Annotated in this window: 16 protein-coding genes and 1 pseudogene; 10 read left to right on the top strand and 7 right to left on the bottom strand. The window is 69.8% G+C overall.

The window, feature by feature from the left end:
* A partial coding sequence (locus tag VKQ35_RS15190) for a prolyl oligopeptidase family serine peptidase (protein ID WP_324363069.1) occupies positions 1-448 on the top strand: 448 nt, incomplete at its 5' end.
* Between the two features lie 19 nt (positions 449-467).
* Positions 468-929 carry a hypothetical protein gene (locus tag VKQ35_RS15185; protein WP_324363067.1) on the top strand — a complete coding sequence of 154 codons (462 nt, stop codon included), beginning with the start codon at positions 468-470 and terminating at the stop codon, positions 927-929.
* A gap of 27 nt (positions 930-956) precedes the next feature.
* Here VKQ35_RS15185 and VKQ35_RS15180 read toward each other — a convergent pair whose 3' ends face one another.
* The 4 genes from VKQ35_RS15180 to VKQ35_RS15165 all read right to left on the bottom strand — a co-directional run bounded on the left by VKQ35_RS15180 (position 957) and on the right by VKQ35_RS15165 (position 3,219).
* A complete protein-coding gene (locus tag VKQ35_RS15180; RefSeq protein WP_324363065.1) occupies positions 957-1,319 on the bottom strand; it encodes a ferredoxin family protein in 363 nt (120 codons plus the stop codon).
* Positions 1,320-1,332: 13 nt separating this feature from the next.
* Positions 1,333-1,632, bottom strand: coding sequence for a DUF2218 domain-containing protein (locus VKQ35_RS15175; protein ID WP_324363063.1), 300 nt, complete (start codon positions 1,630-1,632; stop codon positions 1,333-1,335).
* A gap of 5 nt (positions 1,633-1,637) precedes the next feature.
* Positions 1,638-2,210, bottom strand: coding sequence for a PadR family transcriptional regulator (locus VKQ35_RS15170; protein WP_324363062.1), 573 nt, complete (start codon positions 2,208-2,210; stop codon positions 1,638-1,640).
* A gap of 100 nt (positions 2,211-2,310) precedes the next feature.
* Entirely contained in the window at positions 2,311-3,219 is a 909-nt protein-coding gene (locus VKQ35_RS15165; RefSeq protein WP_324363060.1) for a hydrogen peroxide-inducible genes activator, read from the bottom strand.
* 76 nt (positions 3,220-3,295) lie between these two features.
* On the opposite strand from VKQ35_RS15165, the pseudogene VKQ35_RS22065 reads away from it, so the two are divergent.
* Positions 3,296-3,411 (top strand): annotated as a pseudogene (locus tag VKQ35_RS22065) (hypothetical protein); the annotation flags it as partial.
* Between the two features lie 26 nt (positions 3,412-3,437).
* Here VKQ35_RS22065 and VKQ35_RS15155 read toward each other — a convergent pair.
* Entirely contained in the window at positions 3,438-3,980 is a 543-nt protein-coding gene (locus VKQ35_RS15155) for an SRPBCC family protein (RefSeq protein ID WP_324363058.1), read from the bottom strand.
* Between the two features lie 26 nt (positions 3,981-4,006).
* Positions 4,007-4,858 (bottom strand): glutamate racemase, encoded by an 852-nt coding sequence (locus tag VKQ35_RS15150; RefSeq protein WP_324363056.1) that lies wholly within the window; start codon positions 4,856-4,858, stop codon positions 4,007-4,009.
* Between the two features lie 295 nt (positions 4,859-5,153).
* On the opposite strand from VKQ35_RS15150, the gene VKQ35_RS15145 reads away from it, so the two are divergent.
* From VKQ35_RS15145 to VKQ35_RS15135, 3 genes are all read left to right on the top strand, one after another.
* Complete coding sequence (locus VKQ35_RS15145) at positions 5,154-5,363, top strand: hypothetical protein (protein WP_324363054.1); 210 nt, start codon at positions 5,154-5,156, stop codon at positions 5,361-5,363.
* 14 nt (positions 5,364-5,377) lie between these two features.
* Positions 5,378-6,034, top strand: coding sequence for a TetR/AcrR family transcriptional regulator (locus tag VKQ35_RS15140; protein WP_324363052.1), 657 nt, complete (start codon positions 5,378-5,380; stop codon positions 6,032-6,034).
* Positions 6,035-6,126: 92 nt separating this feature from the next.
* Positions 6,127-7,350, top strand: a complete 1,224-nt coding sequence (locus VKQ35_RS15135) for an FAD-dependent oxidoreductase (RefSeq protein ID WP_324363050.1) — start codon at positions 6,127-6,129, stop codon at positions 7,348-7,350.
* A gap of 6 nt (positions 7,351-7,356) precedes the next feature.
* Here the strand turns inward: VKQ35_RS15135 and VKQ35_RS15130 are convergent, their stop codons facing one another.
* On the bottom strand, positions 7,357-7,935 hold the full coding sequence (locus VKQ35_RS15130; protein WP_324363048.1) for a methylated-DNA--[protein]-cysteine S-methyltransferase: 579 nt from the start codon (positions 7,933-7,935) through the stop codon (positions 7,357-7,359).
* A 99-nt stretch (positions 7,936-8,034) separates the two neighbouring features.
* Between VKQ35_RS15130 and VKQ35_RS15125 the strand changes: the two genes are divergently transcribed.
* From VKQ35_RS15125 to rpsP, 4 genes are all read left to right on the top strand, one after another.
* Positions 8,035-9,402, top strand: a complete 1,368-nt coding sequence (locus VKQ35_RS15125) for a class I SAM-dependent methyltransferase (protein WP_324363046.1) — start codon at positions 8,035-8,037, stop codon at positions 9,400-9,402.
* Positions 9,403-9,759: 357 nt separating this feature from the next.
* The gene (locus VKQ35_RS15120) at positions 9,760-9,981 is read left to right on the top strand and encodes a hypothetical protein (protein ID WP_324363044.1); all 222 of its coding nucleotides are present in this window, start codon (positions 9,760-9,762) and stop codon (positions 9,979-9,981) included.
* A 165-nt stretch (positions 9,982-10,146) separates the two neighbouring features.
* Complete coding sequence (gene ffh, locus VKQ35_RS15115; RefSeq protein ID WP_324363042.1) at positions 10,147-11,667, top strand: signal recognition particle protein; 1,521 nt, start codon at positions 10,147-10,149, stop codon at positions 11,665-11,667.
* Positions 11,668-11,692: 25 nt separating this feature from the next.
* Positions 11,693-12,313 carry a 30S ribosomal protein S16 gene (gene rpsP, locus VKQ35_RS15110; RefSeq protein WP_324363040.1) on the top strand — a complete coding sequence of 207 codons (621 nt, stop codon included), beginning with the start codon at positions 11,693-11,695 and terminating at the stop codon, positions 12,311-12,313.
* Positions 12,314-12,354 lie beyond the last annotated feature (41 nt).

Genomic DNA, 12,354 nt, shown 5'->3' with positions numbered 1-12,354 from the left:
TCTGGGCATCTACGCCCGGTCGAACGGCGGCATCCTGACCACGGTCTCGATGACCCAGCATCCGGAGCTGTTCAACGCCATCGTCATCGAGAGCCCGCTGATCGACATGCTGCGCTACAACCACCTGTCGGCCGGCGCGTCGTGGGTGGCGGAATATGGCGACCCCGACGTCCCCGCCGACCGTGAGTTCATCGCCAAATATTCCGGCTATCAGAACCTCAAGGCCGGGGTGAAATACCCGGAGCCCTACATCACCACCAACACCCGCGACGACCGGGTGCACCCGGGCCATCCGCGCAAGTTCGCCGCGATGATGGAGAAGATGGGCCTGCCCTACCTCTACTACGAGCAGACCTTCGGCGGTCACGCCAACGACGCCGACCCGGAGCTGAACGCCCGGCGGTGGGCCCGGCACTATGTGTACCTGAGCCAGAAGCTGATGGACTGAGTGGGCGGTACGGGTCGTCGTGCTTGAACCCAGCAGCGATCCATCGTTCGATGCAACCGTGGGTGTGCTCAAAATGACGACGAAGATATTTTACGGGGCCCTTGCCGGCCTGTCGCTGATGTCAGCTTGGTCAGCTGCTGCGGCGGACGATCAGCCGACCCCGGCATGTCCGATCAAGATGCTGCAATCGCCCTCTACTGGCGGCGAAGGGATTGTCGTCCTCCTGATGGACAATCAAGCCGCTATGGCAGCGCTGGCGAGGACCGAGGCGACCATCGGGGCGCCTATCGATCCAGCCTACCTGAACAACCAGCGGGCCGTGGTTCAGATGCCTGACGGACGGCGGACCGTAGTGGTGCTTCCTCCTAAAATGGCGCTAGCTGTCGGCGATCACGTCACATTTCAAGGTAACTATCGGAGCCCCAACCTGCCCTGCAGCTATGTGCCGAACGTAGCGACGCGGAAGCTCCTGAATCCCTGAATCCACGGCGGACCGGGGGAAGATCCGTCAGCCCTGAACCAGCTTGATCGCCTGCTCCGGGCAGGCCGCGACGCAGAGGCCGCAGGCCTGACAGGCGTCAGCGTTGGGGATGTGGGCGGTCTTCTTGCCGTGCGCCCAGACCTTGATCCGGGCGCGCAGCGGGAGCGCCCGGTAGACGCTGTCTGCGATCGGCCCGACCTCGAAGACGTCGTGCGGACAGACCGCGACGCAGTCGGCTTTGCCCTCGCAACGTCCCGGGTCGACACGCGGCCGCCAGGCGCCGGGGGCGGCCCCGCAACGCTCGCCCACCCGCCGCGGACTGAGGCTTGCGCGGCTGACCTTGTCGGGGTCGAGCCGGGAGGGCCGTGCGGCGGGTTCGGTGTCGGACACGACGGGAGTCTCCCTAGCTGGCCGGCGCGCGGCGCCATTCGACCGCGAGGTTCGGCTCGCGGAAGGCGAAGCGCTTCAGGTGGCGCTCCACCACGCCCTCGATCTGGGTCAGGGCGTCGGCCGCGCCGGCCTCGGCCAGGATCATCAGGGTCGCCGGCGAGGCGCGGAGATAGACCTGGCCGGCCTCGAAGGCGATGTGGCTCTCGCGTTCGCCGAGCGTCGCGGGGACCCGATGGGCGAAGTGCTTGCAGAGCTGGGCCATGTAGCGGTGGCCGGCGTCGGTGACGACCGTCGAGCTGGAGCGCATCGGCATGGGCCTCAGCTCTTCTCGATCGCCACGGCCATGTCGTCGATCATGGCGACGATGCGGTCGATCTCTTCGGGCGTGATCGGACGGCGCGCCAGGCGGCCGGCCAGCGCCATGCCGAGGTTCTTCATCGCCCGGCCGACCCGGGGACGGGTGGTGTCGGAGCCTTCGGCGGCCTCGGCCATGCGCCCGAAGACGGCGTCGACGCCGGCCTGGTTGGCCTTGAGCGCCTCGCGGCCCTCGTCGGTCGCCTCGAAGAGCTTGCGGCCGGCCTCGCCGGTCACGGGGCGGATGAAGCCCTCGTCTTCCAGGAGCGCGAGCGTCGGATAGATCACGCCGGGCGACGGGCGATAGGCGCCGCCGGTGCGGTCTTCCAGTTCCTTGATCAGCTCGTAGCCGTGACGCGGCTGCTCGGCGATCAGCGCCAGGACCACGAAGCGAAGGTCGCCGTGCTCCAGGAACCGGCCCACGCGGCCGCCGCGGTGATGATGTCCGTGATGACCCATGCCGCGCATGTGGCCGCCCCAGGGTCCGCGGCCGCGGTGTTCATCCCGGCCGCCGAAAAAGTGATGGTGTCTGTGCATATCGAAGCCCCCTCCTTTGGCGGGGTGCTTATCGATATATCTAAACCGGATCGAAGACGCAAGCGTATTTCGATATGTCTAAATTGGTCTATCGAAAGGCCTACTCCCGCAGCACCTCGGCCAGCAGGCGGCCCTCGGCGGCGCGATTGGAGCCGGCGCGCCAGGCGACGACGATCTCCCGGCTGGCCCCCCCGCCATCAAGGCCGGCCGGCGCGATGGGCCGGGTGGCGACGGACGCGCTGTCGGTCAGGCCGGCGTTCACCGCCATGGCCGGCAGGAAGGTGACGCCGAGGCCCGAGCTGACCATCTGCACCAGGGTCGGCAGCGAGGTCGCCGCGAAACCCTCCTCGCCGGCGGCGGTCTTCGGCGGCTTCAGTCCGCAGGCGGCGAGCGCGTGGTCGCGCAGGCAGTGGCCGTCCTCCAGCAGGATCAGGTCCTCGGCCTCCAGGGCGGCGGGGTCGGTGGACTTGAGCCTGGCCAGCGGGTGGCCGGCCGGCATGGCGGCCAGCAGCTCGTCGTCGGCGACGTGCGCCCAGTTCAGGCCCTGCATGTCGAAGGGGAGCGCGATCAGGGCCGCGTCCAGCTGGCCCGCCTTCAGCGACGCGATCAGCCGCTGCGTCAGGTCCTCGCGCAGGAACAGCCGCAGTTTCGGGAACCGGGTCCTGAGCAGCGGCAGCACGCGCGGCAGCAGGAACGGCGCCACCGTCGGGATCACGCCAAGCCGGAAGCGCCCGGTCAGCGGCTGGCCGGCGTTCTTGGCCGCCTCCACCAGCTCCTCGGCCTCGTTGAGGATCACGGTGGCGCGGCGCAGCGCCTCCTCGCCCACCGCCGTCAGGATCACCCCGGACCGCGCCCGGTCGACCACCGGGGCGCCCAGCGTGCGCTCCAGCTCCTGGATGCCGGACGACAGCGTCGGCTGGGTGACGTGAGCCGCCTCGGCGGCGCGGCCGAAACTGCCCTGTTCGGCGAGCAGCTTGAGGTAGTGCAGTTGGCGCAGGGTGGGGAGCATGGGCCAGATATAGACCTGCTCTATGGGCGCACCAAAAATGATTGAGAGATCGGCCGGGTTAGCAACCCCAACCCGTCATCCCGGCCGTAGCGAAGCGGAGAGCCGGGACCCAGGGGTTCTGCAATGCGGTGGCTCCTGGGTCCCGGCTCGGCCTTGCAGGCCGTCCGGGATGACGAGAATTTTAGCTACTGATTTTCCCCGCCAAGATTGAGCGAGCCTTACTCCGGCTTGCCCGTCTCCACCGCCTTCTTCAGCCGGGCCAGCTGCTCGCCCAGCACCCGGTCGACCGGGGCGGCGTAGATCTCGGAAAGCCCGCCCTTGGCGTAGCCGCCGACGTCGTAGGTCATGACGACATCGGTCGCGGCGCCGGCCGGCGTCAGGGTGACGCTCAGGTGGCCGTCGGCGCCGGTGGCCTGCAGGGGCCCGAGCGCGCCGGCGAGGCGCAGCTGCGTCCCGCCGTCGGCGTAGACGATCGTCATGTGCCGGACCGCGCCCTTCTTGAGGATCTCGCAAAAGCACCCCGAGCCGTCGAACGACAGGTTCTTGGCGTCGTGCGTGTAGGTGTGCTGCGGCGACCACCAGCGGCTGGGTCGCATCAGCGTGTCCCAGACCTTGCCCGGCGCGGCGGCGATGGTCGCCTTTTCCGTCACCTCGAACCCGGCGGTGGACTTGTCGGCGACCTCCGCGCGCGCCGCGCCGACCAGCAGAAGCGGGGCCAACAGAAGGGCCGCGGGGCCCGCGCTCAAGACCGTCTTGTTCATCGCCATCCCTCTTAAGATCCGGCCGCTCAGGTCCCCTCGAACCTCAGCGGCGCTCCCCAGAACGCTTCCACCAGCCCCGACTGCACGCCGGGCCGGCCGGTGGTCAGGAACCGCCGAAGCGCGCCGGTCCCCACATCGTACTCCGGATGCCGCTCGAAATAGCGCGCGAGCGCGTCGGCCGTGGCCTGCGGCTGGTGGATGAGCGGCGTGCCTGGCGGGAGCGCCACGCGGAACAGGTCGGCGACGATCTCGAAATGGGTGCAGCCCAGGATCGCCCGGTCGGGCGCCCGGCCGATCCACTGGCTGACCGCCTTCACGTGCTCGGCGATGGCGCCGGCCAGGGCTTCGCGCGGCGCGCCGGCCTCGATCATGCCGGCCAGCTCCGGGCAGGGCTGCGAGAACACCGCGACGTCCTGGCGGCGCTTGTCGATCTCGATCTCATAGACCCGCGAGGCGGTCGTCTGGGGCGTGGAGAACACCGCCAGCACGTCCAGCTTCTCGACCTTGTCGCCGCGCCGCTCGGCCTCGTGCTCCCAGGGCAGACCCGTCGCCGCCTCGATGGTCGGGACGATGATCCCCAGCACGTTCACCGGCCGCCCAAGCTCGCGGCGGTAGCCCGGCAGCCAGGTCTGCTGCAGGCGCCGCAGCGCGATGCCCGACGCGGTGTTGCAGGCCAGGACCACCAGGCTCGCGCCTTCCGCGAACAGCCGCTCGCAGCCGGCGCGGGTCAGCGCCACGATCTCCTCGCCGGAGCGGCCGCCATAGGGGGTGTTGGCCTGGTCGGCCAGGTAGATGAAGTCGGCCTCGGGGAACCGCGCCACCAGCGTGCGGTGGACGCTCAAGCCTCCCACGCCGGAATCGAATACGCCGATGGCCATGGCCTTTCGTTAGCCGCCGCCCACCGGCGCGTCCACGCCGATCGCGCGGGCTGAATCTGGATTACCCAAATCGCGGGCCTTTCAAGTTGACACAACTGTCAGCGCCACCCATATGCGGCGCCCGACTGAACACGCTCCCCGATTGAACACGCTCAACGAGACTGGACAGCGCGAGGCCCTGCGAGGCCCGGGCGCGACCGCCTCGTTCCCTTACGGAACCCGCCGCATGCCCGCCCATCCCGCCCCAGATTCCGCCCCAGATTCGGCCCCAGATTCGGCCGGCGAGTTCGCCTCTGTGCCTACCCAGGCCCTGGAGATCGACGTCCAGACCGCGCTGGCCCTTTCGCGCGCCACGTCCCGCGCGGTGATCGCCATCTCGCCCAAGGCGCACCGCGCCATGATGGACGCGCTCGGCGTCGAGGCCGCGGCTCACGAGATCCAGGGCGGGCCGGTGGCCGAACTGGTCGCCGCCCTGATAAGAGGTCATCTCGACCAACTGAAGTGAGTCGGCGACGGTAGATGAGCGAACGGCGGCCCATGCGGGTCAATCTCGAGGCCCGCGCCGCCGCCGCCGAACAGCGCCGCGCCCAGACCCGCGAACGCCTGCTGACCGCCGCCGAGGCGGTGATCGCCGAGAAGGGCCTGGCCAGCGTCTCCATCGAGGACTTCGTCCGCGCGGCCGGCGTCTCGCGCGGCACCTTCTACAACTACTTCCCGGCGACCGCGGACCTGGTGGGGGCGCTCACCCAGCGGGTGGCCGTCGACCTCGACGCCCTGTTGGACGCGGTGGTGCGCCAGCGGCGCGATCCGGCGACCCTGCTCGCCTGCAGCCTGCACACGGTGCTCGCCGCCCACGTGGCCGACCCGGTCCGCGGCTGGGTCGCCCTGCAGCTGGCCGGCTCGCGCAACCCCCGGGTGGCGTCCTTCGAGGCGCTGTTCGCGCGGCTCTACCGCGAAGGCATGCGCCTGGGACAGTTCCGTCCCATCGAGATGACCTCGGCCCTGACCCTGGCCTTCGGCGCGATGCGGATGATCCAGCGCGACCTCGTCGCCGGCGAAGCCTCCGAGGTCCATACGACGCAGGTCATCGCCCTGATCCTGACCGCCTTCGGGGTGCCCTACGACGAGGCCGAGAAGATCAGCCGCGCGGAAGCGGTGGCCGCGCGCGGCGGCTGACGCCCGGCGCAGGTGAACGGCGCCAGGTGACCGGCGCATCCGGCGCCCTTAAGCTCAGCGGCCTGCGCTCATCTCTACGTCCCGGATTCGCCATGCCGCCGCGCCTCACCGCCCTGGACCGCCGCCAACTGCTGCTCGGCTCGGCCGGCGCGGGGCTCCTCAGCCTTGGCGGCTGCGCCACCGCCGGCGCGGGCGGGCCGGCCGGCGGCCCGATCTCGACTCTGCCCTTCGCCGAGCGCAGCACGCCGATCTGGCCGGTGCATGCGCGGATGGACCGGGTGTTCGACATCACCGTCTGCCTGCGCCCGTTCCGCGCCCAGGGCCCGCGGATCGAGGCCGAGCAAGTGGGCGATGCGCTGGTGGTGCACAACTACGGCCATGGCGGCTCCGGCTGGTCGCTCTCCTGGGGCTCCGGGACGCTGGCGGTGCGCAAGGCCATGGCGAACAGCCCGCGCGAGGTGGCCGTCGTCGGCTGCGGCGCCATCGGCCTGTCGTCGGCGATCCTCGCCCAGGAGGCCGGCGCCAAGGTGACCATCTACGCCAGGGACCTGCTGCCCGACGCCCGCTCGGCGCGGGCCACCGGCAGCTGGACGCCGGACAGCCGCATCGCGCTGGCCGACAAGGCCGGACCGCAGTTCGCGGCGCAGTGGGAGGAGATGACCCGCATCTCCTTCAAGCGCTTCCGCCGCTACCTGGGCCTCGCCGACAGCCCGGTGGAATGGAGCGACCGCTATTTCCTGTCCGATCCGCCCACCGAGCCGGCGCCCGTTAAGCCAGAGGGGGCCAGGACCGGCCCGGAGCTGCAGTTCGTCGACTTCCGCGACCGCATCCGCGACCTGACACCCCGCGCCGAGGTGCTGGCGCCCGGCGCCTCGCCGTTCCCGGGCGCCGACGTGCGGCGCACCTCGCAGATGCAGTTCAACGTCGCCGACTACGGCCACACCCTGATGGCCGACTTCCTGGCCATGGGCGGCCGCGTCGAGCACCGGGAGTTCCAGAGCCTGGGCGACCTCGCCACGCTCAAGGAGAAGGTGGTGATCAACTGCCCCGGCTACGGCGCCCGCGCGCTGTGCCGCGACGAAAGCATCACCCCGGTGCGCGGCCAGATCGCCTGGCTGATCCCGCAGCCGGAGGTGAACTACGGGGTCTTCTACAAGGACGTCAGCCTGCTCTCGCGGCGCGACGGCATCGTCGTCCAGGCGCTTTGGGGCGGCGACATGTTCGGCTACGGCAACGACCAGGAAGTCATCGACCGGGCCGAGGCGGAGCGGGCGGTGAGGACCATCGCCGAACTCTACGGGCGCATGAAGGGCTAGGCCGGCCTATTCGAACAGCGACGGCTGGGCCGAGGCGGCGGCCTTCTTCGGCGGCGGCGGGGCGGGCTCCAGCACCTTGGCGCCCTCGATGGCCAGGAGCCTGACCTTGGTGTTGACCCCGCCGCGCGCCGAGAAGCCGCCGAGCTTGCCGCCCGCCGCGGTCACCCGATGGCAGGGCACCACGATCGGCCAGGGATTCTTGCCGAGCGCCGCGCCCACGTCGCGGGCCAGCAGCTTGTCGCCGAGCTTCACCGCGATCTCGCCGTAGGTCAGGGTTTCGCCGGGCGGAATGGCGCGGGCGATCTCGTAGACCTTTGCGTTGAACTCAGGGACGCGCTCGATATCGATGGGGATGTCCAGCAGGTCGACCTTTTCCCCAGCCATCAGCCTGCGGATGCCGGCGATGGCGTGCGCGGCCATCGGCGAAGGCTCCGCCTCGGCGGCGTCCGGAAAGCGCCGCAGGAAGCTGCGCCGGGCGTTCTCGCGATCTGCCTCGGGCAGATAGACGCCGACGAGGCGTTGGCGGTCGGCCCAGGCCACCCCGGCCCAGCCGATGACGGTTTCGAAGAGGGCATAGCTGATCATGCGCGGAATATAGGCCCGTTCGCCGCGCGCCGCTGGCGGCTTTCGGACATCAATCGCGCACCGTTCGGCCCTGCGCCGGACCCGTGCTAAGGCGGGCGCATGGGAACCGAGTCCGACCCGCCGAACGCCGAGCAGGAATTCGCCCGCCGCAGGGCGGTGATCGCCGCGCGGGCCACCGACCGCCCGCGCTGGGAGGACCCGGCCCAGCTTGAGCCCGCCTGGGACCAGCGCGCCGCCCGCGCCGCCGCCTACATCCCGCGCGGCGCGGCGGTGCTGGACCTCGGTTGCGGGGCGATGGCGCTGGAGCGGTTCCTGCCGATGGGCTGCCGCTACCAGCCTTGCGACCTGACGGCCCGCGACGCACGCACCCTGGTCAAAGACTTCAACGCCGGCGAGTTCCCGACCGGCCAGGCCTGCGACATCGTCACGGTCCTGGGCGTGCTGGAGTATATCTACGACGCGCCGGCGTTCCTGGCGAAGCTCCGCGCGCTCAACGTCCCGGTGGTGATGAGCTACTGCCTCGCCGGCGACCGCGGCCCCACCGACCGCCGCGCGCTGGGCTGGGTCAACGACTTCACCAAGGACGAGCTCAACGGCCTGCTGGCCGCCGCCGGCTTTGGCCGGGTGACCGGCGCGGAGGTGACGCCCGGCCAGTTCCTGCTGCGCCTTGAACCCGGCGCGGGGCAGGCGGCGCCCGAGCGCACGGTCTGGGTGCTCTCCTACAACTCGATCGGCAACTTCGGCGACCGGCTGGGCGGCCAGGTGCTGAGCCAGGTCCTGCCGCCCAACGCCCAGGTCCGCCACGTCCATCACTATCCCTGGGACGCGCCAGCGGAGGGCGCGCCGGACCTGTTGATCCTGGGCGTCGGCAACAGCGTCTTCCAGCCGATGCTGACCGACGAACTGCTCGGGCTCGTCGACCGGGCCGGGCGCACGGTCGGCATCTTCGGGACCCAGTACCGCGAGACGATCGACGCCTCGCGGCTGGCGAGCCTGCTGGACCGAATGGAGAGCTGGTGGGCGCGGCACGAGGAGGACGTCGGGCTCTATGGCGGCGGCCGGGCCAACATCCATCACCTCGGCGACTGGATGATCGACGCCTGCCCGATGAGCGCCTGGACCCGCGACGAGCTGTTCCGGGTCGGCGACGAGGTGCTCGACGACAGCCCGCTGGACCGGCTGATCGAGCGCTATCAGAGCTACCGCCAGTTCGCCTCGCCGCGCATGCATCCGCTGCTCTGCGCGCTCACCGCCGCCGATGAGGTCGGCTACCAGGAGCAGCGGGAGATGGACGATCCGGCCCAGGTCTCCGGCAAGTTCCGCTCGATGTTCCTCGACATCTTCGGCGTCGACAAACCCGAGAAGCAGATGTGGCCCGTCGATCGGGGCGCAGTGGTCGCCTACAAAGCCAAGGTGCGGCGGAACGTGGAAGCGCTCCGGGCGGAGCTGGCGCGGGTGTTGGGGTAACCTGAGCCCCCAACAGCGCTCATCCCGGCGAAAGCCGGGACCCAAGCTGAATCTCAGGAAAGGCAATCACCGCAAGATCGTCCTCCCCGCGGACCTTGTCCTACCTCGGCTTGGGTCCCGGCTTTCGCCGGGATGAGCGGTGGAAGGGGTGAGTTCTGGGGGCGGCGCGGCCAAGCCCCGGCTTAAATCTCATGGCGGCCATTCTGCCTGCCGGTCCAGGCGTCTCAAGGACGCGCGGAACGCGCGCCGCGAAGCGACCGGCCAGCGGCCGGTCCTTGACACGCCTGGACCGGCAGGCTCGCATCTGACCATGAGGTTTAAGGACGGGAGGCATCTGACGATGCCGATGCGACTGACATGAAACGATCTCTTCCGATCATTCTATTCGCGCTCGGAGGCTCGCTCCTGCTTCCGATCATCGGACTGCACGTGGCCGCCATCTTGGCCGGCACGACAACCTTGGCCGCGGTCACCCCGCCCGTCGCTGTCGCGATTTACCTCGTCACAGGGATCGGCGCGACCTTGATTCTGGGTGGGCTGGCTGTTCTGGTGCTGCCGCGTCGCCGCCCCCTTCCTTGACCTCCCGCCCCTCTTAGGCGCATAAGCGCGCCCTTCCGGCGCAACCTCGGTCAGCGCCCTCTACCGCCACGACCCCCAGGTATCATCTGGGACGAGGGCGGCGAGGCCCCCCGTCCACGCAATCGTGCACGGGGGTCGACTGCGTTTGGGCTTCAGGAGTCGAGTTTGTTTGACGCGCTGACCGATCGTCTGTCCTCCGTTTTCGACCGCCTGAGCGGCCGCGGCGTGCTGTCCGAGAAGGACGTGGCCGAGGTGATGCGCGAGATCCGCGTCGCGCTGCTCGAGGCTGACGTGGCGCTGCCGGTGGTCCGCGACTTCATCGCCAAGGCGACCGAGGCCGCCACCGGCGAGGCGGTGATCCGCTCCGTCCGCCCCGCCGACCAGGTGGTCAAGATCACCTACGACGGCCTGGTCGAGATGCTGGGCGGCGAGGGTGAGCCCGAGGGGCTCAACATCGCCATGAACCCGCCGACGGTCATCATGATGGCCGGCCTGCAGGGCTCGGGTAAGACCACCACCGCCGGCAAGCTGGCGCTGAAGCTCGCCAAGGACCGCAAGAAGGTCCTGCTGGCCTCGCTGGACACGCGCCGTCCCGCCGCCATGGAGCAGCTGGCGACGCTCGCCAAGCTGGCCGGCGTCGACAGCCTGCCGATCGTCGCGGGCCAGGCCGCGCCGGACATCGCGCGGCGCGCGCTGCAGTCGGCGAAGCTGCAGGGCTTCGACGTCGTCATCCTCGACACCGCCGGGCGCACCACGCTCGACGAGGCGATGATGAGCGAGGCGGCGGAGATCGCCAAGATCGCCAAGCCGTCCGAGACCCTGCTGGTCGCCGATGCGCTGACCGGCCAGGACGCGGTGCGCACCGCGAAAGCCTTCCACGAACGCCTGCCGCTGACCGGCCTGGTCCTGACCCGCGCCGACGGCGACGGGCGCGGCGGCGCGGCGCTCTCCATGCGCGCGGTCACCGGCCTGCCGATCAAGTTCCTCGGCGTCTCCGAGAAGATCGACGGCCTGGAGGTGTTCGACGCCGCCCGCGTGGCGGGGCGCATCCTGGGCCAGGGCGATATCGTCGCGCTCGTCGAAAAGGCCACCGAGGAGCTGGACGTCGCCAAGGCCGAGGCCATGGCCAAGCGGCTGGCCAAGGGCCAGTTCGACCTGGACATGATGGCCGAGCAGCTTCAGCAGATGAAGCGCATGGGCGGCATGGAAGGCCTGATGGGCATGCTGCCCGGGGTCCAGAAGATCAAGAAGCAGATCGCCGAAGCCAACATCAACGACAAGATGGTCGACCGGCAGAGCGCGATCATCTCCTCGATGACCAAGCTGGAGCGCAAGAAGCCCGACATCCTGGCCGCCTCGCGCAAGCGCCGCATCGCGGCCGGCGCCGGCGTCGACGTAGCCGAGGTCAACCGGCTGCTGAAACAGCACCGCCAGATGGCCGACGCCTTCAAGATGATGAGCAAGGGCGGCGGCAAGGGCTTCGCCCAGATGGCCCAGATGCTGGGCGGCATGGGTGGGCCCGGCGGCAATGACCGGCTGAAGAACCTGGGCGGCGGCAAGATGCCGATGCCCAGCGAAAAAGAGATCGAAGAGATGGCGGCCAAGCTCCAGGCGGGCGACGGCGGCTTCAAACTCCCCGGCCTGGGCGGCGGCCTGCCCCCCGGCTTCAACCCCTTCAAGAAATAGCTTAGAAAACCAAGGACTAAGACAAATGCTGAAGATCCGTCTCGCCCGTGGCGGCGCCAAGAAGCGCCCCTACTATTCGATCGTCGTCGCCGACAGCCACTCGCCCCGCGATGGCCGCTTCATCGAAAAGGTGGGGAGCTACAATCCTCTCCTGAAGAAGGATGACCCCAACCGCGTCGTCCTGAAGGTCGAGCGCATCCAGGAGTGGATGAAGAAGGGCGCCCAGCCCACCGACCGCGTCGCCCGCGAGCTCGGCAAGCTGGACCTGGTGAAGTGGGAACACGGCAACAACCCCAACAAGGGCAAGCCCGGAACCAAGGCCGTCGAACGCGCCGCGGAAAAGACCCAGCGCGAGACCGATCGTCTTGCCGCCATCGAAGAGGCCAAGAACAACCCGCCGCCGGCCCCCGAGCCGGAACCGGTGGTGGAAGAAGCCCCTGCTGCTGAGGCCGTGGCCGAGGAAGCTCCCGCCGCTGAGGAGGCGCCCGCCGCCGAAGCCGCCGCGGAAGAACCGGCTGCTGAAGCCGCGCCCGCCGAGGAAGCTCCCGCCGCCGAGGCCGCTGCTGAGGAAGCCCCCGCCGCTGAGGCTCCGGCTGAGGAGGCTCCGGCCGCCGAAGCCGCCGGTGAAGAAACCGCCGAAGGCTAACACCGACTCCGCTCATCCCGGCGAAAGCCGGGACCCATACG

The sequence above is a fragment of the Phenylobacterium sp. genome, from assembly GCF_035309685.1.
GTDB lineage: Bacteria > Pseudomonadota > Alphaproteobacteria > Caulobacterales > Caulobacteraceae > Phenylobacterium.
Note: the sequence above shows the minus strand (reverse complement) of the source record. Positions and strands in the feature narration are given on the sequence as shown.